The sequence below is a fragment of the Treponema bryantii genome (assembly GCF_036492245.1).
Classification (GTDB): Bacteria; Spirochaetota; Spirochaetia; order Treponematales; family Treponemataceae; genus Treponema_D; species Treponema_D bryantii_C.
Window position 1 is genome coordinate 1668187 of record NZ_AP025286.1, and the last position, 21804, is coordinate 1689990.

The window sequence follows — 21804 nt, forward strand, 5'->3', positions numbered from 1 at the left end:
GATGTTAGTGCAAATAAAAAATGATAATTATTTTGTATGGAGGGCTGGGGATAGGGACGGGGCGTTGCGGGGTGTCCCCGCTGGAAGGGGTAGCGGAAAACGCCGGAGGCGGTTGGAGCGAGGGGAAGACTTTCCCCTTCATATGGCTTTTCCCTCTTCAGATAAATCTATATAATAGAAGAATGAACATAAATAATAACGCGAATAATGTAAAAAAAGAACTTCTTGTTAGAATTGCAAAACTTCAACTTGATGGTGAACTTGATTCCCGAAAAATAAATAAAATCCCGACTGAAATGAGGCCTGCCGGTACGGCTCCTATTGGATGCTGTATTTATCATGACCGCGAGCTTTTAAGAATGCGTCTGCTTGCGAGAATGGGAATTTCGGTTGAGAACTATAATGATTTGAATGATCTTGATGATTATGCACGGGAAGCTTTGTCGCGTGAAAAACCAACCTGGCCGATGATTACTGTTTTGCACGAAGCATGTAACGGTTGTGTTAAGCAGAACTTTATGGTTACTAATGCGTGTCAGGGATGTTTTGCCCGTCCTTGTATGGTGAACTGTCCTAAAAAGGCGATTCATATTGTTCATCATGCTCATATTGATGCAGATAAATGTATTCACTGCGGACTTTGTGAACAGAACTGTCCTTATCATGCGATTATTAAAATTACTGTTCCGTGTGAGGCAGCGTGTCCTGTAGGGGCTATTTCTAAGGGCGAAGACGGTCATGAAGTTATTGATTTTCACAAGTGTATTTACTGCGGTAAATGTATGAGGGAATGTCCATTCGGCGCTATGATGGATAAGAGCCAGCTTGTGGATGTTATAAAGCACATTATGAATGGAAGCAGAGTGAGTGTGATGTATGCACCTTCGATTGCTTCTCAGTTTAAGTGCAGTGCGGGGCAGCTTGAGCGCGGTTTTGAACAGCTTGGTTTTACAACTGTGTATGAGGTTGCAGCTGGTGCTGATATTACTGCGGACCGGGAAGCGGCTGAATTTAGTGAGCGTATGAAGCGCGGCGATAAGCTGATGACTACTTCTTGCTGTTCGGCTTATGTGAGGGCGGTGCATATTCATGTTCCGGATCTTGACCCATGTGTAAGCGAGACAAGAAGTCCTATGCATTATGCGGCTGAAATTGCTAAAAAGGATGATCCTTCGTGTGTGACTGTTTTTGTTGGTCCTTGTCTTGCAAAACGTCGCGAGGGCTTTGATGATGACCTTGTTGATTATGTTATTACTGCCGAAGAGCTCGGAGCTTTCTTTGAAGCTAAAGGAATTGCTGTAAGTAAGCTTGAACCTGTTGTAAAGACTGAGGTTCCGAGTGCGAGCGGCCGTAATTTTGCAAGAACTGGTGGTGTTGCTGAGGCTGTAAAGTGTCGTCTTACTGATCCTTCTATTTTGAAGCTTGATGTTATTAACGGTCTTGATAAGGAAGGTATGAAAAAGCTTAAGTATTATGGTGAGATAAATGCCGGACGTGTTGAGGCTAAGGAAGAAGACGGTAACCTTGTTGAGGTTATGAGCTGCGAAGGCGGCTGTGTGGCCGGTCCTTGTGTTATTCAGAAAGTGAATCTTGCTAATGTGCAGCTTGATAAATATGTAAAGGAAGGAAAATAATTGGCGGTTCCAGTAATCTGCACAACTTTACTGATTGAAAAATCTCCGCAGGCTCTGCCGCTCGGGGCGGCTTGTATTGCGACGGCGATTAAGAACTGGCCGGGGCTTAAGGATAATGTAAAGGTGCAGCTTAAGGCATTCACTATTGAAGATGATGATTTTAAGATGCTGGATGATACTGATAAAAGGGCTGCATTTATAGCAGAGAAAATCTGGGAAATTGCTAAGGGCCGTGAAAGTTCAGAGGGCCTGATTGTCTGTTTTTCGTGTTTTGTATGGAATGTAGAAATTCTCAGATGGGCTGCGGCTCTTTTGAAGGCAAAAGGCGCTGTTACAATTGCCGGCGGACCTGAAATTACAGCTCATCCTTCTTTCTATAAAGATTTTGATTACACTGTAAGCGGTGAAGGTGAAATTACTGTTCCTTTACTGATTATGCAAATACTGAATAAGTCTAATAAATCAAACAAAGTAATAATTTCTCAATCTCCTGATCTGGCTCTTGTTCATTCGCCTTATCTTGACGGGATTATTGATCCTGCGGAATACGAAGGTGCTTTGTGGGAACTTGCAAGAGGCTGTCCTTATAAGTGTTCTTATTGTTATGAATCTAAGGGTGCAAAAACTGTAAGGCTTTTCCCGATGGAACGCATTAAGGCTGAGCTTGAACTGTTTTCGAAGAAAAAGGTTCCGCAGGTTTTTGTTCTGGATCCAACTTATAATATAAATAAAAAGAGAGCTCTGGAGCTGCTTCGTCTGATCAGGGAAAAAACTCCTGATACTTTTTACTATTTTGAAGCCAGAGCTGAATTGATTGACAGGGAACTTGCCCGGGAATTTACTAAGATTCCATGTGCATTACAGATTGGTTTGCAGAGTGCAAATGATGAAGTTTTGAAACTCGTAAACCGCCCCTGCGACAGAAAGAAGTTTTTAAAGGGTATTTCGATTCTGAATGAAGAAGGTGTTACTTTCGGTCTTGATCTGATTTTCGGATTGCCGGGTGAGACTTTCGGCTCTTTCCGGGACGGGCTTGATTTTGCACTTTCTTTGTATCCGAATAATCTTGAAGTATTCTGTCTTTCTGTTTTGCCTGGAACTGATTTATATGACAGGGCAGAGGGACTGGGGCTTATATGGGAAAAAGATCCGCCTTATCATGTAATTAAGAATGGTAAGTTCAGCGTTGAAGATATGAAGAAAGCTGAAAAACTGGCTAATGCCTGCAGTGTCTTTTACAATGATGGACGTGCTGTTCCATGGTTTAACTCTGTGTGCCGTGTTTTGAGAATTAAGGGTAGTAAACTTTTTGAAATCTTCTATGATAAAAAGCTGGCCGGTAATTCTGATTTAGAGAATTGTTGTGAACATTTTAAAATAGAGAAGGTTCAGCTGGATTTCTTAAAAGGGCTTTTTGCAGAGCGAAAACTCGACAGATATTACAGGGCTGCTGAAGATATTGTAAAATTTTACGGAGCAATTTCACGAACTACTGATACAGGAAAATCAGAAACTATTACATTAAATTACAATGCAGAATATGTTGCTTCAGATTATGCGAGTGATATCAAATGGTTTGCTGAGAATCTTAAACCTCAGCCATGCAGAATCCAGACTTTCAAGAACAGGGGTGAGGTAGATTTTAGATTTGTAAAAAAATAAAACTTTTTTTGAAAAAATCCCTTTTTTGATATTGACCAAAATCCATCAAAAGTATATATTACTAAACATCGAGCGACACCAAGTCACTTGAAACAATTTGCGGATGTCATATAACGGCTTATTATCTCAGCCTTCCAAGCTGATGACGAGGGTTCGACTCCCTTCATCCGCTCTAATTAAGCTCTCCTAATTGGAGAGCTTTTTTTATGCGTAAATACTTATGTCATAAGGATTTACGGGGATTTGTTTATGTATTTTTGCCTCCCTACCTGATGGAATGGGCGCAAAAAACTGCTGTTTTTATGCAGATGATACGAATTATGATACTAAAAATGATACTGTTTTTGGTACTATCGTTGATACAAAACTGCATAATTACGGGTCTTTTCAAAAACCATGAAGTTTCTGAAGGAGGTTTTTATGCGTCAGTTTTATCTGTCTAAAAACAATCACGGTTATTACAGAGTTGTATTTGTTGATCCGGAAACGGGCTGGCAAAGTGTTGGAAAAAGTACTCATACCAAAAACCAATTTGAGGCTTACGCTATTGCTACTACCTGGCTTAAAGAAGGGGTGCCGGAAGGTCGTAGTAATTCCAGAACCTTTAATAATTCCGTTAAAGGCTCGGCAAAGAAGAACTTAAAAAGCATTGTTGATACCCTTACATTTGAAGAAGCTTCAAAACTCCTTGAATTGATTTCTGCTAAGTTTGGCTCTGCCTCTCCTGTAATTTCAAAAGCGCCTGTTACAAAAACTGGGGCCTTTGTGAATCCTGAAAAAGCTTTTGTTTCTGAAATTGCTGAAAGTGCTCCTGTTATGAAAGAGCTTTCTGCAGCAACGCCTGTGCCTAGAGCCAAGAAAAGATGCGTTGTAAAAAAGACTCCTATGTCTGAACCGGTCCTTGTGAATGTTGATAAATTGCTTGTTAGAGCAGATGCAAGTACTGTGCCAAGTGTGGGTGTGACGGCAGAGGGGAAGCATTTACTTTGCGAGTCTATGGATCACTTCTGGGATTATGAAAACTCTGAGTTTATTAAGCGTAGTTTGGCGCATGGGCACTCAATTTCGAAAAAGCATGCCTTTTGTATGAGAGCCTATGTGCGCAATTACTGGGAGCCTTATTTTGGAAACGATGCTCTGATTGAAGACCTGGAACTTTCTGAACTGGATGATTTCTTTTTCTTTTTGCATGACGAAAAAGAGCTTGCGGGTGAGACTGTAAACAAAAATATAAACATGGCCAATAAGTGTTTTAAGACTCTTTTGGCACAAAAGAAAATTGCTTCAAACCCGCTTGAAGGAATTGAACGCTTTAAGGCTGACAACGAAGAGCGTGGAATTCCGACTGAAGAGGAAGTTCGCCAGCTTCTTGAACTTGACTGGGAAAACGAGGCTGCAAAGCTTGCCTTTAAGGTTGCGGCTTTTTACGGTTTGCGTGCTGGTGAAATAAGCGGTTTACGTGTCTGCGATATTGATGTGGTAAGTGACTTTATTCATGTGCGCCACAGTTATAGTGAGGTGGACAAATTAAAATCTACCAAGAACAAAGATACACGTGACTTACCGGTTAATCATGCCTTGGCCTTGCAGCTTATGAACCATGCAAGACAGAATCCGGCTTTTGGTGATTTGAGTTATGTATTCTGGTCTGTAAAAGATTTTTCGATTCCGATAACGCCTGGATATTATGCTGACTGTTTGTATAAGGCTTTGGAACAGATTGGAGTTTCAAAAGCAGAACGGGAAGAGCGAAATATTGTTTTCCACAGTCTGCGTCATTTCTGCTGTACTGTTTTGAAACAGCGTGCTGACACTGATACTGTAATGGCGATTATGGGGCACCGTAGTTATGTAATGACTGAGCATTACTCTGATCATGATACCCAGGAGAAGTTTAATAACATGCGAAATGTTATTTCTGGGGCTTGGGAGAAGTATCTTTCTGCTTAGTTTTCTTTTATTTTCAACAAGTCATTAAAACTATTTAATGACTTGTTTATACATTCAAACAAGTTCTTGAAATAATCAAACACACTGTTGATGTTTCTCGGGTTTAAGATTTAGCCATAACGGATTTGATACCGTTATGGCTTTTTATTTTAACGCGAGGTGCTTATGACTGAGGAAAAAAGTGAGAATCTGGATTTGCTTTCTGCAGAAGAAGCTGCGGTTTATCTTGGTTTTAGCGTGGACTATATTTACCGGCTTGCAAGGGCTAACAGGATTCCGCATGTGACTTTTGGCAGACGTTTTATTTTTAGAAAAACTGATTTGTACAACTGGGTCGGCACTATGGTTCAGGGGGCTTAAATGATTGTAACTCTGGATGAGGTTCTTGATGAATCTGAAAAGTATGTAAGAAAAATGGCAGAGGAAAAAAGATACGGCGATATTACCGTAACTGTAACGCTGCATGACGGGATGCCGGTAAAGCTTAGCACGGCTTTTTGTGAGCATCTGGCAAGAAGGACTTTGAAAAAGTTTACTGTGCAGAAATAAAAAATATCAGGCGAAGGAGGAAAAAAGCGGTGGGAGAAAAGGACACTGTTTCGACATCCGCAAACATGAACAGTGAACTTAATTCGAATGGCGGTGAAGCTTTGATGTCTTGGGAGAAAAAATTAGAGAGCGAACCTCCTAAGGCATTTAAGGCTTTCTGTCTTTTTCGTGCTATGGGCTACAAGCGAAGCATTAAGGCCTGTATGGAAATGCACGGAATTGAGCCTAAAAAATATGGCTCCTGGGCGCGTTATGCTCGTCTTTACCGTTGGAATGAGAGGGCAGCAGAATATGACGCGTATATTGCAAAAGAAACTGAAAGGGAGATTTTAGCTGAGAGAGTTGAACGCCGTAAGAGACAAATGGAAATGCTTAACGGCTTTGACGAACTTGTTCAAAAAAGAATTAAGACACTGAAGCCAGAAGACCTGAACGCAGATGGAGCAATGGATCTTCTTGAACGTTCAGCAAAGCTGGATTCGTTTATTACTGGAGCTGACAAAGAAGCTGCAAAACAGCCGGTGCAGGGAGAACTGGCCATAAGTTTTGTAGACAGCTTTAAGGACTTATGACGACAGAAGTTTTTAAGCCGACAAAGGTACAGAAAAAGGCACTAGAGCTTTTAAGCTCTGGAGCAAAACATATTCTGCTTTTTGGAGGCTCGCGTTCTGGAAAAACTACTGTTCTTGTAATGGCAATTATATTTCGGGCTTGCCGCTATCCTGGAAGCCGTCATTTGATTTGCCGTTTTAGAGCTAAGGACGCAAGAAGTTCTGTTTTGCATGAGACTTTAATTCCATGGCTGAATAAAACAATTGGTGCAAAGAATTATAAAGCCAATGTACACGACGGACTTATAACTCTTTGGAATGGGAGCGAAATCTGGATTGGAGGCCTTGGGGACAAGGAACAGGTAGACCGCATTCTTGGTCATGAATATGTGACTATCTATTTCAACGAAGTAAGCCAGATTTCTTATTCTGCGATTACTACAGCTTATTCGCGTTTGGCGATGAAAGTTGAAGGTTGCAAGAATAAGTTTTTTTATGACTGTAACCCGTGTTCTCCTATGCACTGGGCTTACAAGGTGTTCATTCGAAAGATTGAACCGCGTACGGATGAAAAATTACAGAAGCCAGATCTTTATGCTTCTGAAGTTTTGAATCCGATGGATAACGCTGAAAATCTTGATGAAGATTACATCAGCGACATCCTGGACAACATGCCGGAAAAGCAGCGGGCACGATTCCGTGACGGTCTTTGGGTAAAACCTGAGGGCTCTGTTTATGAGAAGTTTGAAGAGTCAATGATTCTTCCTCGTGAGAAATTGCCGGAAGAGTTTGACCGCTTTACTGGTGGTCAGGACTTTGGACTTCATATTGCGGCTGTAAAAGTTGGCTGGGTTGGAGAGACTGTTTATGTTGTCTCTGACTTTGGCGGTTTTAACATTACAACAAAGACAAGCGTAGAACAGCAGCAGGCAAAGAACTGGTATAACGACTGTTTTGTAACTTACTGCGACCCGGCCGGTGGAGAGAGAATTCAGGAAGTGCCAGGTGGCGTTAAGGCAAATAACAGTGTGGATGCCGGAATTGATTACATAATTGCAAAGATTGAACGCGGACAGTTTTTTGTATGCAAAGACTGTACCGGTGTTCTTGGTGAAATATGGGATTACTCTCGTGATGAGAATAATCAGATTGTAAAAGTAAACGACCATTACATGGACGCTATGCGTTACGCGATTTTTAGCGCGGCAACCAGCGGCGTGGTGATGGGATAACGGAGAGCCGATAATAAATATGGGGTTGTTTTCAAAGAAAAAAGTTAAACAGAAAAAGCTCAGAAGCTTTACAGAAATAAACAATGAGACTGTGGCTGATGATTTTTCTGTGCAGGAAAAGAAAACCTGTACTGACCCGTATTTACAGCATGCTTGGGTTAGCGTGTGCATTGATATCCTTACCAGAAACGTTGCCCGTGCTGAGTTTGAAATTAAAAAGAACGGTAAAACAGAAAGTGATTCAAAGCTGGCAAAACTCTTTATGTATCCTAACAAAAACATGTGCCGCTTTGATTTGTGGAAACAAACCTGTGCCTGGTGGAGCCTCGATGGTGAGGCATTTTGGTGGTTCGGCGATGACTACTGCTGCGGACTTCCGACTGAGATTTATATTTTAAATCCTCGGAATATGCAGCATGTGGTTGATGGCGGAAAGATTATCAAATGGGTTTATACAGAAGGAGGAACGGGAAAACCGTTTATCATTCTACCCGATGAGATAATTCATTTTAAGGATTGGAATCCCTGGAATGAATTTCGTGGCGTAAGCCCTTTGGTAAGCTTGGGCCTTGAGGTCGAACAGGATTTGCTTGCTGCAAAACAGAACTCTGGACTTTTAAAAGAGGGTGGCGTTCCTAAGGGACTTTTGAAAACTGACCAGATTCTGACAGAGACTGAAGCTGAAATCTTAGCAAGAACTTGGGACTCAAAATACGGTCACGGTATGAAAAACCGGGTGGCAGTATTGGGTAAAGGTACAGAGTACCAGCCGCTGACGTTCAGCCCCGATGTTCTGAAACTTTACGATATGAAAAAGTGGAACCTGTACACACTTTTAGCGAAGTATGGCATTCCGCCGAGAGTTGCAAACATACAGGATTCCAAAAGCTCTTTGAGTGGAACGGATACAGACAGCCAGCACCGGGCCTTCTGGAACTTTACATTAATTCCTTTACTTAAAAATTTTGAGCAGATATTAGAAGTGCAGTTTTTTCGCCGTTTCAACTTACCTGAAACCGGTGAATTTAACCTGAACAATATCCCTGAATTACAAGAATCTGAGGATGCCCAGAGTAACAGGGATATTGCAGAAATTAATGCCGGCCTTAAGACGATTAATGATGTTTTAAGAGAACGCGGAGAAAAGGAAAAACCTTGGGGCGACAGCTGGTGGAAGCCTAATTCCGTTTCGGAGTTTGATTCTGAATAAAAAAAAATTGAGGAAATAAAATTATGAATGGTAAGGTAAAGAAAGTGATCATCTGTATGACGGATGAGTGGACGAAAAAGTTAACGAAGGAACTTGTGGAGAGGTATATGAGAGGGGCACAGGTTATTGACGGCACAAATGATCAGGAGATTTTTTATTATCTTCAAAAACTTGGGGATGATATTCTTCTAATCTTTGACAGATTGTTTATGGGCTTTATTTTGAAATACAAAATTATGTACTTACGCTCAATCAATCAGAACATGAAAATAATTTACTGCGAATGCGGCAACTGCATTACGGAGTTTGGGTTACGCCTTTGGGAACTTGGAGTAGACGGGTTTATCTGTGGTATTGAAAAGGAAATCAGCTTTCCAAAAGCGATTGATAAAATCTGTAACGGAGACAGAACTTTCCCTGAAATAATCAGTGACATGGTAAAAAGTGGTGAAAAGGAAGACAGACGCAGAATCAGTCTTGAACTTACTGACAGTGAATATCTTGTTGGTATGTATATGGGCAAAGGTTATAACACAAAAGAAATAAGCGGAGTAACCGGCCTGACTATTGATTCTGTAAGAACACTTTCTTCAACTATGAAAAGAAAGATTGGCTATAAGGGACCAAATGATCTGATTGTTCTGAATCAGAGACTATCGGTTTTTGATGTAAGGAGCTGGGCTTGTTAGTAAAAATTGATGGTGTGGAAAACAAAGAGTTTTCCAAAAACAAAAATCTGTTTTTGTCTTTCTTGAAGGACAATACACATTCTGGAAAAGTTGCTGCACAGGTTGAAGTTTTTAAAGGTGTGGATGTTCAAAAAGATTCATTCCACTGGGTAATGTCTACCTTTGATACTGACCGCGACTTTGAAAAGGTAGACCCGTGCGGATGGGATTTGAAAAACTATCTTATAAATCCTGTCGTGCTCTGGAGCCATGACTATTCAATTCCTGCTATTGGAATTGCCCAGAATGTAAAAGCAGAAAAACAGCTTGAAGGAGACATTCTCTTTAATTCAAAAGAGATTGACGAGTTTGGCTGGAGCATTGGAGAGCGTGTAAAAGCCGGAGTTCTTCGCTGCGGCTCTGTGGGATTTCGTGTTGATGAACTGGAATTTTTGGATGCAAAAGACCGCGACTGCGATTGTATATTCCGTAAGCAGGAGCTTCTGGAATTTTCAATTTGCTGTGTACCGGCTAATCCTTTTGCGATACACGTACCGCAGAAGAGACTTGAGATTACGGAAGTAATTCAGGAAGAAGAGCTTTCGTATTGGGATAAGTTAGGTAAAGGCCTTGCACGGGCTTAGTAGTGCATAAACAAGAGGAAGTGCAGCGGCAACTGCACTTCCTCAATATCACCAAAAAGCTTAAGGGGGCTAATTGATGAATGAAGTAATTGTATCTTTGCAGCAGAAACTTAGCAATATGAAAAGCTTGGTTCCGACAGAAGCTGCAACACCGGAACAGATTTCAAAATACTTTAATGAGACAGAAGAACTCATTGACGGTATTTTGAAAATGGCAGACAGTCAGCAGACTGCATCTACATCAGAAATTGAGGGAGTTAAGGAAGCTGTAAAGGAACTTCGAAACCTCCTGAAAAAAACTGATGCTGAAATGAAACCTCTGTCTTACAGAGATGTTTGCTACAATCTTGGAAAAGCTTTGTGCGCAGCCTGGAACAAAGACCACGAAACTTTGGGTCAGTTGAAATTCTGTCCAAACATAAGGGCAGAGAAGTGGAACAATCCGAAAGACTTTACCTGGGAGACCGGAAAAGGTTTTGTTCCTTCAAAAGCAGTGCTGGGCGAGCCTATCGGAAACCTTGCCAACAATGACCAGTATCTTATCAATCCGATTTACGAAGAGACAATCATGCAGGAAGCTGCAAAGCAGTCTCAGATGATGAATCTTGTATCTCATCGACCTATGAATGGACCTTCAATCTTTATTCCAGAGCGCGACCGCGGCGGAATTGAATTGAAATGGCTCACAAGTTACGGACAGAAAATTGACGCTACAAAATCAAACATGCCTACACGCACAGAGCTCAAGGCTTACACACTTGCAGGCTATGTTCCATTCTTTGACGAGTTTGGCGAAGATGTTTTTGTGGACCTTGGAAAGATGTTCCTGGAAGACTTCACCGAAGCCTACGGCCAGGAGTTTGACCGCCAGTGCCTGATTGCAGACGATGACCCATTTACTGGTGCTATTAATATGGAACATGCAGAAGTGTGCCGCATCCAGAGCACAGACGAAAGCAAACTCACATATCTTGATTTCAGAAAAGCTGAATTGATGGTAGAGCCGGAAGAAAGAAAATATTGCAAATGGTTCTTACATGAAACTTTCCTCAATCACATTGCAAACATTCAGGACGACAACCATAACCCAATCTGGAGAAAGCCAGGTGATGGAATGCCAGGAAGAATTGATGGATATGACGTGGTAGAAAGCCGCCTGATGCCGCAGCTTGCAGACGTGGAAGCAGACAGCGTTGTTGCAATCTTTATGAATCCAAAACGCATAATCCACGGAAACCGTAAGGGAATAGAAATCAAGAGATTTGATGAAACAACAGAATCTCTCGAATACGGCGAGCTCTTTATGCGCTTCCGTAAACGTGACGGCTTCCTTGTTACCAGACCAAAGAAAAACATGGTACTGCTTAAAACAGCAGAAGCATAACACATAACCAAAAGCCAATATAAATATTGGCCTTTGGAAAGCGGGGGCGAAAATAACTAAAAACCGAAGTGAAGGGGAAAGCAAGGCTGCGAAGCACCCGAAGGGCTTGGCCTTGCTTTTCACTGAACGAAGGTTATACTTTCGTGAGCCTCGCTTTTCAAGAGAGGTAAGAATGCATCCATTCCCATTTGAAGAACTCCAAAAAATCCTTGAATTACATGATACTGAATTACAGATAGATGAATTAATCTTTCAGTCTACAATTTCATACATAGAAAAAATCATTGGCTATCCGCTTGAAGTTCATAATTACAATGAGATTCAGACAGTTAGAGACTGCAAGGTGTATACAAATCAAGACAACATAACAGAAATGGTGAACATCACAGATATGACGACAAAGGAAAAAGTTCCTAATTGTGTCATTGACGGAAGAAAAATAATGTTTATTGATCCAAAACTTGAAGGTCACGTAGTTTTCTTAAATTACAATGCAGGCTTTTTGCCTTTGACTTTACCAGCTGATTTGAAAGAAGCAATCATCAAACTTTTTCTTTTGAAGAAGAAAGAGTTTATTAAAACTCAAAATCATGAAGATGATTACGCTTTTGAAATACCTACCAACCTTCAGCAGACACTTGATATTTACAGGAGAAAGAATTACTGATGCAAGAATTTTTGAAAATGTATAACAGATTAAAATATCTGATGATAGAAAAGCTTCCTGAATATATTGATACCTGGAACAAAGAACACGAGCAGTATCAATTTGAACTAAAACAGTTTACAAACAGAACTTTATATAAAAACACTGAATTGCTGCCATGTTTTAATATGTTATTTGAAGAAGCCGAGCAGGGCAAAAAAGATCGTATTATTGGCACAATAAATTATAAGTTTTCTTTTGAGTTTTATTTTGAAAAGAGTAAAACTCCTGACTATGTAAAAATTATTCAGATGAAGCAGATTCTTAATGAAATGCTTAATGATGATGATTTTGAACTCTGGCGGAACTTTGAGATAGTAAAGACAACTTCTAAAAGGATTGATTTTATTGTACATGTAGAGTGGTGATTTTTTCCTTTAAATTTAAAAACCATAGTATAATGGTCATATGGGAAATAAACAAACTATTGTATTATTTACAAAAGAAGAAGTTGAGGAATTAAAATCAAAAGTTTTTGCTTACTGTCACTGGAATGATACTTTGATGAACAGATTTGAAGATTTGTTTACATTCCTTGATTTTCCAGATGACGGAGCCTTAGAGCTTAGAAGTACGATTCTGACACCTCCGAAGCTGGAATTGAAACAGGTTCAGAGGAGACCGCATGAATCTAGATAAGCAACTTTCCAAATATGCCAGACACATAGAAAACCCAAAATACTACAAAAAGATTTATAGCATATTAGAAAAAGGCAAGCGAACAAATTATAAGTTCAAAGATTTCAATGATTATGACATGGTTGAAATATATGCCAGAATCAATAGTTTTTTTGAAGTAAACGAAACACCTGAAAAACAGAGAAGGGTAATCGAATACTTCAATAAGATATGGATTATTGTCAGCGATAAGCATTACATAGTGGCTGAGACTCCTTATTTATGGATTGCACTTTCTGTCTATATTAGATGCTATATGTTTCTATTTATGTCTAAACTTACAAGGTTGATAAATCCTTCACATTTTTATGAATGTAATAATGTTGATAATGATTTGTTTCTTTTTAAGGGAGCACTTAAAGCGGCAAAATACCTTAAATGTGATGTATTTGATTTAGGGGAGTATAAATTAAATCATTAAATTATTCATCCTGTATCATTATTTGATACAGTTATGTAAGTATACTATGTATGAATAATGGAAATATTTATTCAAATTTCGCCAAAAATGGTATATAATAATTTATTAATAATAATGGTTGGGGATATAAAAAATGACTAAACAGGAACTTGCTGCACGTATTTGGGAAAGTGCCAATAAAATGAGAAACAAAATTGAAGCCAGCGAATATAAAGATTATATTCTTGGTCTTGTTTTTTATAGATTCCTTTCTGATGAAGAAATAAAATGGCTTAAAGATGAACTTGGATGTTCTGATAAAGATATTAAAGATGCTTTATCAGATGAGCAAACAATAAAACAGATAAAATCTTCACTTGGTTATTATATTGAATACAAGCATCTTTTTAGTACATGGATAAAAAAACAAGGTTTTTCTATTAAAGATGTAAGTAATGCACTTATTGAATTCACTCATAATATCGATCCAAAGCATAAAAAATTATTTGATAAAATCTTTGACTCGTTACAAGTTGGACTTGGAAAGCTTGGTGACAATGCAGGTTCACAAACAAAAGCTGTAAGCAAACTTATAAAACTTATTCGATGTATTCCAATGAATGATAAAAATGCAGATTACGATGTTCTTGGATTTATTTACGAATACTTAATTGGAATGTTTGCAGCAAATGCTGGTAAGAAAGCTGGTGAATTTTATACTCCTCATGAAGTAAGCCTTTTAATGAGTGAGATTATTGCCGAGCATCACAAAGATAAAAAGTCATTAAAGATTTATGACCCAACATGTGGTTCTGGTTCACTTCTTATTAATATTGGTAAGACTGCAAGCAAATATATGGATAAAGATTCTATTCAGTATTATGCACAGGAACTTATCGGCAATACATACAACCTTATGCGAATGAATCTTGTAATGCGTGGCATAAAGGTTGCAAATATTAATACACGACAGGCTGATACTCTTGAAGATGACTGGCCAATTTTTGATGAAAACGGAAACTATGAATTCCTACCTCTGGATGCTGTGGTTTCAAATCCACCTTACTCTCAAGAATGGGACCCAAAAGATAAAGATCAGGACCCTCGATATGACGGTTATGGAATTGCACCTAAAAGTAAAGCTGACTATGCATTCTTGCTTCATGATTTATACCATTTAAATAATGGTGGAATTATGACAATCGTTTTGCCTCATGGCGTACTTTTTCGCGGTAATGATGAAGATTCAGAAAATGGAAGTACTGTTACTGGTGAAGGTGCTATTAGAAAGAATCTTGTACTCAATAATAAAATTGATGCAATTATTGGACTTCCGTCTAATATTTTCTTTGGAACTGGTATACCTACAATTATTATGGTCCTTAAACAGCAGCGTAAAAATACAGATATTCTTTTCATTGATGCATCTAAAGGATTCGAAAAAGTTGGAAAGAATAATAAACTTCGTGACCGTGATATAAAAAAAATTATTGATACCTTTACAAGCCGGGCAACAATTGACGGATTTAGCCGAAAGGTAGAGCTTGATGAAATAAAATCCAATAATTTCAACTTAAACATCCCTCGTTATGTAGATTCAAGTGAAAAAGAAGAAGAATATGACCTTTATGCAAGTATGTTTGGAGGTATACCAAAAACTGAACTTGAAACTCTTAATCTTTATTGGGAAACACTACCTGAATTAAAAGCAGCACTTTTTGATGATAATGGTTCACCTTATTTACAGGTTAAAGAATGCGATTTTGCACAAACTATCAAAAATCATAAAGATGTAAAAAGATTCAAAGATACATATAAAAACGTATTTAATGATTTTGAGAGTTATCTCAAGAAAGAACTTATTGAAGGCTATAAAAATGTAAATATTACAAAGGAAGAATCTATTATTGCAGATAATATTTTCGAAAGATTAAATAAATTACCTCTTCTTGATAAATATACTTCTTACCAAAGCTTAGCAGATTCATGGACCAGAATTGCACTTGATTTGGAGTTTATGCAGTCTGAGGGGTTTGATTGTTGTAAATTAATAGATAATGTAATTGAAATTAATGAAGACGGTGAAGAAGAAAAAAAAGGCCGTGAAGGACACGTTCTTCCATTTGAATTAATTCAAGAACATATTCTTTCTGAAGACTGGAATAATCTCCAGCAGATGAAAAAACTTATAGAACAAACAGAAAATCAAATTAATTCAAAAACAGAAAATATAAATGAACTTCTAGGAGAAGAATCAGATTTCAGTTTTACGGCAAAAGAAATTAAAGCATTCAAAATAAAACTTGCAAATGATGCAATTGATGAAAATGTGGATGAAATTAAAGAGCTCCTTACAGAAGGAGAAAAACTTGTTTCAACTCTGAAAGTTACAAAGAAAAATTTCAAAGAATGTGAGACGGCTCTTTATGGAAAAACAGAAAAGGCATATCCAAAACTGACAGATGAACAGATTCTAAATCTGTTAGAAATAAAATGGATTAAAGGACTTTCTGAAAATCTCGAAAAGCAATGTGATGAAGTAATTGATTCTCTAATTGAAAAACTTGAAAGCTTAAAGAAAAAATACAGCATTACATATGAGAGTTTACAGAATGAAATTTCTCAAACTAAAATATCATTAAATGCTCTTATGAATGAACTTACTGCAAATGAGTATGATAAAAAAGGACTCGAAGAATTCCAAAAAATATTGAGAGGATAATTATGATGAATAATGAAGAATTAAAAAATAAAAATCCTCTCATAAGATTCACTGGGTTTTATAATGATTGGATAGAGAAAAATTATAAAGAGGTTTTTGATACTTCCGTATCAAATAATACTTTATCAAGAGCTGAACTTACTTCTGAAAAAACATTAACAAAAAATGTCCATTATGGAGATATTCTTATTAAGTATAATTCTATCCTAAATATTCAAAAGGATGATTTTCCATTTGTACCTGATTCTGTAAAAATTGATTCTAAGAACTTTTTACGAGATGGGGATATTATATTTGCTGACACAGCAGAAGATGAAACTTGTGGAAAAGCTGTTGAAATTACTGAGATTGAAAATGAAAAAGTTTTAGCTGGATTACATACTTTTGTGGCACGTCCAAAAATCCAATTTACATCAAAATATCTCGGTTATTTTATAAATAGTCCTGCTTTTCATAACCAACTTATACCTTATATGCAAGGAACAAAGGTTACTTCTATTTCTAAATCAAATGTTCAGAAGACTTATGTAAAATTTCCTGATAAAAAAGAACAATCTAAGATTGGAGAATTATTTTTTCAAATTGATTCTCTTATTTTTTCAACTTTGAAAGAACATGACAAACTTATTTCATTAAAAAAATGCATGTTGCAAAAAATGTTCCCAAAAAATGGCAAACTTATTCCTGAAATTAGATTTAAGGGTTTTATTGATGAATGGTCTGAAAAAAAATTGGGCAATTTAGGTGAAACTTTTACTGGATTATCAGGAAAAACGAAAGATGATTTTGGACATGGGCAGGCTAAATTTGTAACTTATATGAATGTATTTTTAAATCCTGTGGCAGACCCTGAATTAGTTGAAACTATTGAAATTGATTCTAAGCAGGCAGAAGTAAAATACGGAGATATATTTTTTACAACATCATCTGAGACACCAGAAGAAGTTGGCATGTCTTCTATTTGGTTGGATCAAGGAAAAAATGTTTATTTAAATAGTTTTTGTTTTGGATATAGAATTACCGAGAAAATAGATCCTTATTACATAGCATATATGTTACGTTCAAATGTAGTAAGAAGTAAAATAATTCTATTAGCACAAGGTATTTCTAGATATAACATTTCAAAAAAAGGAATGATGAAAATATCTGTACCATTTCCATCTTATATTGAGCAACAAAAAATTGGAGCTTTTTTTCAAAATTTGGATAATCTAATTAAAAAGCAGTCGGTAGAGTTAGAAAAACTTAATAATATAAAAAAGACATTATTAAATAAGATGTTTGTTTAACTTGGAGTAGCAACATGCAAATATATCAGCCACATCATTCGAAATTAATAATTAAGTTAGAAAATAAGAAATATCGTGAAGATTTTAATAAAAAGTTAAAAGACGAACAGGATGAAGAAATAGGAATTTTTCTAGGAAATAGATTTAATCATTTATTTGACAATAATTACTATTCTAATTTTTTAATGGAAAAAATAATAATTAAAGACAATAGATATATTTTATCTCTTAATAAAACCGATTGTCAAAATTTCATTTTTAAGGAATCTCCATTTGAACCAAATCCAACAGATATTGATTTAGAAACACCTGGAAATCTATGGAATTATATTGTTTCTGTATTTTCTAAAGGACAAAAGTATAATTCTAGTATAACTATAAATGCTTTTAAGGACACTGTTGCATATTATGGCATAAAAGTCGAAAACGTTACATTTTCTGAAGATGATAATAAAACTTTTAATTTATTCTTTACAAAATTAGATGAACTGCCAGTTCAATTTAAGGGGAAGGAATTACAAGAATCAGAATATGTATTTGAAGGGAATGATTTTTTTGAAGAACCTTCTGTAGAGGAAAATATTAGAAACTGTATAGAAGAAACTTTTTATAATTTTATTTATGAAACTTTAATTAATTGGAATTCAAAAAGATGAAAAAATATACTTTAGAATCAGATTTCGAAAAAGATGTTGTCTCAAAACTCCAAGCATGTGGTTGGAAAGGTGGTGCTAGTTACCCAGCAGTATTACATTATCCAACAGAAGCAGAACTTATCCAAAACTGGGCAAATATTATTTTTGAACATAACCGAAAAGAACTTAATAATGTACCACTTAATCAGGATGAAATAGATCAACTTCTTACAAAAATTAGAGGAAAAACACCTTGTGAAATTAACCGAATAATTAATTCAAAATTAATAGATTTAATTCGTTCTAATAAAGATGATTCTGAAAACTATAACAAAACTGTTTATCTTGAAATCTATGACAGAAGAAAGATTCAAGATGGTGAAACTGTTTTCCAGATTGCAGAACAACCTTATTTTGAAAGAAAAACTTCTATGGATCATGACCGAAGAGGTGATTTAGTTCTTTTAATTAATGGTATGCCTCTTTATCATCTGGAACTGAAGAAAAGTAATGTACCTTGGGAAGCTGCTTTTAATCAGCTGAGACTTTATCACAGTGAAGGTATTTATTCTGGATTCTTTAGTTTTGTACAAATCTTTGTTGCGATGACACCAGAAGAATCTCGATACTTTGCTAATCCTGGAGAATATACAAAGTTTAATCAGAAGTTTGCTTTTAAGTGGGCAAAAGAAAGAAATGTAGAAGTTTTGGAATGGGAAGAATTTATTCATAAGTTCCTTTACATTCCAATGGCTCATGAAATAATTGGATTTTATACTGTTCCAGATAAAACAGATGATACTCTTAAAGTTTTAAGAAGCTATCAGTTTAATGCAGTTCGTTGTATTCGTAATAAGGTAAGTAGTCATAAAGATAAATGGAATGACGGTATTCAGACTGGCGGTTATGTTTGGAATACAACCGGTTCTGGAAAAACTTTGACTTCTTTTAAAACTGCTCAAATTATAAGTGAAGAAGGACTTTGCGATAAGGTTATTTTCCTGTTAGACAGAATTGAACTTGGAACTCAGACTCTCACTGAATATAAAAACTTTAGTGATGACACAATGGATGTTCAGGACACTGCTAATACAGGAAAACTTTGGCAACGGCTTTTGTCTGATAATAACACTCCTGGTGTAAATACAAAGTTAATTGTTACTTCAATTCAGAAAATGAGTAATCTTGTTCCGAATGAAAAGAACAAAAAAGATTTTGAGAAACTGAACAAAAAGAAAATTGTAATAATTGTTGATGAAGCACACCGTGATACATTCGGTACAATGCTTTCTGTAATAAAATCATCATTCCCTAATGCATTATTCTTTGGATTCACTGGTACTCCAATTTTTGAAGAAAACAAAAAAATTATTTATTCAAAAGATGATACTGGTTCTGCAGAGTTTACAACAGCAGATGTATTCGGCGATGAATTTAAGGATGCAACATATACAATTGCAAATGGTATTCATGATGGGAATGTATTAGGTTTTGACCCATGTATGAAGCTTTTGAATGATGACTATGAAGTGAGAAAAGCTGCCGGATATAGAGCTTGCGGAACAAATGATGAAAACAAAATCTATGCAGATGAAGCTTTAACAAAATGCTTTCAATCATATCTTAATGATAAGACAATGATTGAAATAGAAAAAGAAATTCCATCATCTAATTTTACAGGCGATACAAAAGAAGCTGATGAATATAGAAGAGCTGTTGTAAATGATATTATGAAAAATTGGAACAACGTAACTGTTGGAGGAAAGTTTCATGGTATTTTTGCGACAAGTTCAATTGAACAGGCTTTTGCATATTATAAACTATTCAAAGAACTAACACAGAATTTCACATTTACGGTATTAGTAGATCCTTCTACAGATGGTGCATATGGTGCAGAAAAAGAAATAGCACTTAAAGAAATTATTATGGATTATAATAATAATTTCTTTAAAGGAACAACAAAATTTACTCTTGAAACTTATGACCAGATGAAAACAAATGTAAGCTGGAGACTTGCTCATAAGGAGACATTTAAGAATCTCAAGAAAGAACAGTATCTCAATCTTCTTATTGTTGTAAATCAGATGCTTACAGGTTTTGACTCAAAATATGTAAACGTTCTTTACCTTGATAAGATTTTGGATTATGAAAATCTTATTCAGGCAATGAGCCGTACTAATCGTATTTTTGGAAATGAAAAGAGACACGGAATTATTCATTTTTACAGAAAACCACATACTATGAAAAAAAATGTGGAAGATGCTGTACGGACATATTCCGGAGAAAATACACAGGGAGTATTTGTTAATAAGCTTCCTTCTAATCTAAAAAAGATGGAACAAACTTTTGATGATATCAAAGATTTGTTTAACAAGGCCGGTATACCAGATTTCTCTTCTTTGCCAGAAGATGAAGCTACTGTTGGAAAATTTGTTAAACTTTACAATAAGTTCAATGCATATCTTGATGCTGCCAAGGTACAAGGATTTACATGGGGAAGAGATACGTACTACATAGAGGAATCTGAAGTTGGACAACCTGAACCACAAGAAACAAGTCTTGGAAATGGAACTCCTGCAACCAAAAAAGAACAGGTAACTTTTAGTGTACCGCATGATGCATTTGTTGCTATTACTCAGCGTTATGTAAGTATTGTTCAGCCGACTCCAGGCCCTGGACTAGGACCCGGAACTTCAACAATTCCACCATTTGAAATTGATATTCACCTTGTTGAAAATCATATGGATAAAATTGATGAAGCTTATTTGCAGAAGTTCTTTAAGGCTTACATTGATAGTTTAAAAGCTACCGGGGAAGGAAGTGAAGAATCAAAGAAAGCTCTTGAAGCATTGTATTCTGAATTCGCGAAACTAAGTACAGATAATCAAAGAATTGCAAAGAATATTATTAGTGATATACAAACTGGAACATTGCAAGTTTCTGAAGAGTTTTCTTTGGTTGAAATGATTACAAAATATGCTAAAGATGAACAAGATAACAGAACTAGAGAATTCTGCGAGAATCTGGGAATTGATATTGATAAGTTTAATGACATTGCTGAGGGTATTAACAAGGATAATCCTGATGAAGGTGGAAAACTTTCGGATTTGATTAAACTTGCGAATTCAGATAAGGCAAAAGCTTATTTTGAAAAACGTGATAAAACTCAATATCAGGGTTGGAAAATTAATACTTTAATTCGTGAGAGTATTACTAAGTTTGTGACAGGGAAATAAATATTATATGAGGTTGTTATGAAAGAAGAAGGAATTGTATACGTTTTATCTAACGAAGCTATGCCAGGTTTAATAAAGATTGGACTAACAACAAGAAATGAATTACAGGCAAGAATTAATGAACTTTATACAACAAGTGTACCAGTTCCTTTTACTTGTGAATATGCGAGTCGTGTAGATGATTGTGCAAAAGTTGAACAAGCTTTACACCAAGCTTTTTCAACTGACAGGGTAAATCCAAATAGAGAATTTTTTAGGATGTCTGTTGAAAGAGTAATTCCAATTCTTAAACTTGTAGAAAAAGAGGAAATTACTGCTACAGTCCGTAAAGATATTGATAAAGATATTTCTGAAACTGATAGACAGGCTTCTAATAATTTAAAACGCAAAAAAAGACCACCATTAAATTTCGATGAAATGCATATTCCAATGGGAGCAGAATTAATTTGTCCTTATGAAGGAACTGATTATAAAGTATACGTATGTGCTCCTCGTAAAGTGAAGTTTAATGATGAAGAAAAATCACTAACAGCAACTTTACGCCAGATTATGAATATTACTTGGGATGTACAACCAACCCCTTATTTTTATTATAACGGCCGGTTACTTTCTGATATTTATAATGAAACTTATACTAGTGTTGATGATGAATAA

At 36.5% G+C, this 21804-nt stretch carries 20 protein-coding genes and 1 tRNA gene; all 21 read left to right on the top strand.

Going from position 1 to position 21804, the window contains the following annotated elements; translation table 11 throughout:
- The first annotated feature begins 182 nt into the window (after positions 1–182).
- The 21 genes from AABJ44_RS07340 (at position 183) to AABJ44_RS07440 (ending at position 21804) form a co-directional block, all read left to right on the top strand.
- Positions 183–1634 carry a monomeric [FeFe] hydrogenase gene (locus AABJ44_RS07340; protein WP_338371233.1) on the top strand — a complete coding sequence of 484 codons (1452 nt, stop codon included), beginning with the start codon at positions 183–185 and terminating at the stop codon, positions 1632–1634.
- Positions 1635–3296, top strand: a complete 1662-nt coding sequence (locus AABJ44_RS07345) for a B12-binding domain-containing radical SAM protein (RefSeq protein ID WP_338371234.1) — start codon at positions 1635–1637, stop codon at positions 3294–3296.
- A gap of 99 nt (positions 3297–3395) precedes the next feature.
- Positions 3396–3468: transfer RNA gene (locus AABJ44_RS07350), tRNA-Gly, on the top strand.
- 248 nt (positions 3469–3716) lie between these two features.
- Positions 3717–5246 (top strand): tyrosine-type recombinase/integrase, encoded by a 1530-nt coding sequence (locus AABJ44_RS07355; protein ID WP_338371235.1) that lies wholly within the window; start codon positions 3717–3719, stop codon positions 5244–5246.
- A 165-nt stretch (positions 5247–5411) separates the two neighbouring features.
- Positions 5412–5606 (top strand): helix-turn-helix domain-containing protein, encoded by a 195-nt coding sequence (locus tag AABJ44_RS07360; protein ID WP_074645098.1) that lies wholly within the window; start codon positions 5412–5414, stop codon positions 5604–5606.
- Complete coding sequence (locus AABJ44_RS07365) at positions 5607–5795, top strand: hypothetical protein (RefSeq protein WP_074645096.1); 189 nt, start codon at positions 5607–5609, stop codon at positions 5793–5795.
- Positions 5796–5824: 29 nt separating this feature from the next.
- Positions 5825–6367 (top strand): hypothetical protein, encoded by a 543-nt coding sequence (locus AABJ44_RS07370; RefSeq protein ID WP_338371236.1) that lies wholly within the window; start codon positions 5825–5827, stop codon positions 6365–6367.
- The gene (locus tag AABJ44_RS07375; protein ID WP_338371237.1) at positions 6364–7578 is read left to right on the top strand and encodes a phage terminase large subunit; all 1215 of its coding nucleotides are present in this window, start codon (positions 6364–6366) and stop codon (positions 7576–7578) included. The genes AABJ44_RS07370 and AABJ44_RS07375 overlap by 4 nt, the downstream gene beginning before the upstream one ends.
- A gap of 19 nt (positions 7579–7597) precedes the next feature.
- The gene (locus AABJ44_RS07380; RefSeq protein WP_338371238.1) at positions 7598–8788 is read left to right on the top strand and encodes a phage portal protein; all 1191 of its coding nucleotides are present in this window, start codon (positions 7598–7600) and stop codon (positions 8786–8788) included.
- Positions 8789–8895: 107 nt separating this feature from the next.
- Positions 8896–9477, top strand: coding sequence for a helix-turn-helix transcriptional regulator (locus AABJ44_RS07385; protein WP_074645091.1), 582 nt, complete (start codon positions 8896–8898; stop codon positions 9475–9477).
- Entirely contained in the window at positions 9471–10100 is a 630-nt protein-coding gene (locus AABJ44_RS07390) for an HK97 family phage prohead protease (RefSeq protein WP_074645089.1), read from the top strand. The genes AABJ44_RS07385 and AABJ44_RS07390 overlap by 7 nt, the downstream gene beginning before the upstream one ends.
- Positions 10101–10176: 76 nt before the next feature.
- The gene (locus tag AABJ44_RS07395; RefSeq protein WP_338371239.1) at positions 10177–11484 is read left to right on the top strand and encodes a phage major capsid protein; all 1308 of its coding nucleotides are present in this window, start codon (positions 10177–10179) and stop codon (positions 11482–11484) included.
- Between the two features lie 172 nt (positions 11485–11656).
- Positions 11657–12151, top strand: coding sequence for a hypothetical protein (locus AABJ44_RS07400; protein ID WP_338371240.1), 495 nt, complete (start codon positions 11657–11659; stop codon positions 12149–12151).
- The gene (locus AABJ44_RS07405; RefSeq protein WP_338371241.1) at positions 12151–12558 is read left to right on the top strand and encodes a hypothetical protein; all 408 of its coding nucleotides are present in this window, start codon (positions 12151–12153) and stop codon (positions 12556–12558) included. Before AABJ44_RS07400 ends, AABJ44_RS07405 begins: the two co-directional genes overlap by 1 nt.
- Positions 12559–12598: 40 nt before the next feature.
- Positions 12599–12829 carry a hypothetical protein gene (locus AABJ44_RS07410; RefSeq protein ID WP_338371242.1) on the top strand — a complete coding sequence of 77 codons (231 nt, stop codon included), beginning with the start codon at positions 12599–12601 and terminating at the stop codon, positions 12827–12829.
- Positions 12816–13289 carry a hypothetical protein gene (locus AABJ44_RS07415; RefSeq protein WP_338371243.1) on the top strand — a complete coding sequence of 158 codons (474 nt, stop codon included), beginning with the start codon at positions 12816–12818 and terminating at the stop codon, positions 13287–13289. The genes AABJ44_RS07410 and AABJ44_RS07415 overlap by 14 nt, the downstream gene beginning before the upstream one ends.
- Before the next feature lie 133 nt (positions 13290–13422).
- Positions 13423–15990 carry a type I restriction-modification system subunit M gene (locus tag AABJ44_RS07420; RefSeq protein WP_338371244.1) on the top strand — a complete coding sequence of 856 codons (2568 nt, stop codon included), beginning with the start codon at positions 13423–13425 and terminating at the stop codon, positions 15988–15990.
- A gap of 2 nt (positions 15991–15992) precedes the next feature.
- Positions 15993–17279: a restriction endonuclease subunit S gene (locus AABJ44_RS07425; RefSeq protein WP_338371245.1), complete on the top strand. Its 1287-nt coding sequence runs from the start codon at positions 15993–15995 to the stop codon at positions 17277–17279.
- A 14-nt stretch (positions 17280–17293) separates the two neighbouring features.
- On the top strand, positions 17294–17935 hold the full coding sequence (locus tag AABJ44_RS07430) for a hypothetical protein (protein WP_338371246.1): 642 nt from the start codon (positions 17294–17296) through the stop codon (positions 17933–17935).
- On the top strand, positions 17932–21150 hold the full coding sequence (locus AABJ44_RS07435) for an HsdR family type I site-specific deoxyribonuclease (protein WP_338371247.1): 3219 nt from the start codon (positions 17932–17934) through the stop codon (positions 21148–21150). The genes AABJ44_RS07430 and AABJ44_RS07435 overlap by 4 nt, the downstream gene beginning before the upstream one ends.
- Positions 21151–21168: 18 nt before the next feature.
- Positions 21169–21804, top strand: coding sequence for a GIY-YIG nuclease family protein (locus AABJ44_RS07440; protein ID WP_338371248.1), 636 nt, complete (start codon positions 21169–21171; stop codon positions 21802–21804).

What these genes read in the sequence shown, in the direction of transcription:
- AABJ44_RS07440 (WP_338371248.1), top strand. Translation starts at nt 21,169, where the DNA reads ATGAAAGAAGAAGGAATTGTATACGTTTTATCTAACGAAGCTATGCCA.
- AABJ44_RS07415 (WP_338371243.1), top strand. Translation starts at nt 12,816, where the DNA reads ATGAATCTAGATAAGCAACTTTCCAAATATGCCAGACACATAGAAAAC.
- AABJ44_RS07385 (WP_074645091.1), top strand. Translation starts at nt 8,896, where the DNA reads ATGAGAGGGGCACAGGTTATTGACGGCACAAATGATCAGGAGATTTTT.
- AABJ44_RS07400 (WP_338371240.1), top strand. Translation starts at nt 11,657, where the DNA reads ATGCATCCATTCCCATTTGAAGAACTCCAAAAAATCCTTGAATTACAT.
- AABJ44_RS07360 (WP_074645098.1), top strand. Translation starts at nt 5,412, where the DNA reads ATGACTGAGGAAAAAAGTGAGAATCTGGATTTGCTTTCTGCAGAAGAA.
- AABJ44_RS07410 (WP_338371242.1), top strand. Translation starts at nt 12,599, where the DNA reads ATGGGAAATAAACAAACTATTGTATTATTTACAAAAGAAGAAGTTGAG.
- AABJ44_RS07375 (WP_338371237.1), top strand. Translation starts at nt 6,364, where the DNA reads ATGACGACAGAAGTTTTTAAGCCGACAAAGGTACAGAAAAAGGCACTA.
- AABJ44_RS07425 (WP_338371245.1), top strand. Translation starts at nt 15,993, where the DNA reads ATGATGAATAATGAAGAATTAAAAAATAAAAATCCTCTCATAAGATTC.
- AABJ44_RS07355 (WP_338371235.1), top strand. Translation starts at nt 3,717, where the DNA reads ATGCGTCAGTTTTATCTGTCTAAAAACAATCACGGTTATTACAGAGTT.
- AABJ44_RS07405 (WP_338371241.1), top strand. Translation starts at nt 12,151, where the DNA reads ATGCAAGAATTTTTGAAAATGTATAACAGATTAAAATATCTGATGATA.
- AABJ44_RS07380 (WP_338371238.1), top strand. Translation starts at nt 7,598, where the DNA reads ATGGGGTTGTTTTCAAAGAAAAAAGTTAAACAGAAAAAGCTCAGAAGC.
- AABJ44_RS07420 (WP_338371244.1), top strand. Translation starts at nt 13,423, where the DNA reads ATGACTAAACAGGAACTTGCTGCACGTATTTGGGAAAGTGCCAATAAA.
- AABJ44_RS07340 (WP_338371233.1), top strand. Translation starts at nt 183, where the DNA reads ATGAACATAAATAATAACGCGAATAATGTAAAAAAAGAACTTCTTGTT.
- AABJ44_RS07430 (WP_338371246.1), top strand. Translation starts at nt 17,294, where the DNA reads ATGCAAATATATCAGCCACATCATTCGAAATTAATAATTAAGTTAGAA.
- AABJ44_RS07435 (WP_338371247.1), top strand. Translation starts at nt 17,932, where the DNA reads ATGAAAAAATATACTTTAGAATCAGATTTCGAAAAAGATGTTGTCTCA.
- AABJ44_RS07365 (WP_074645096.1), top strand. Translation starts at nt 5,607, where the DNA reads ATGATTGTAACTCTGGATGAGGTTCTTGATGAATCTGAAAAGTATGTA.
- AABJ44_RS07395 (WP_338371239.1), top strand. Translation starts at nt 10,177, where the DNA reads ATGAATGAAGTAATTGTATCTTTGCAGCAGAAACTTAGCAATATGAAA.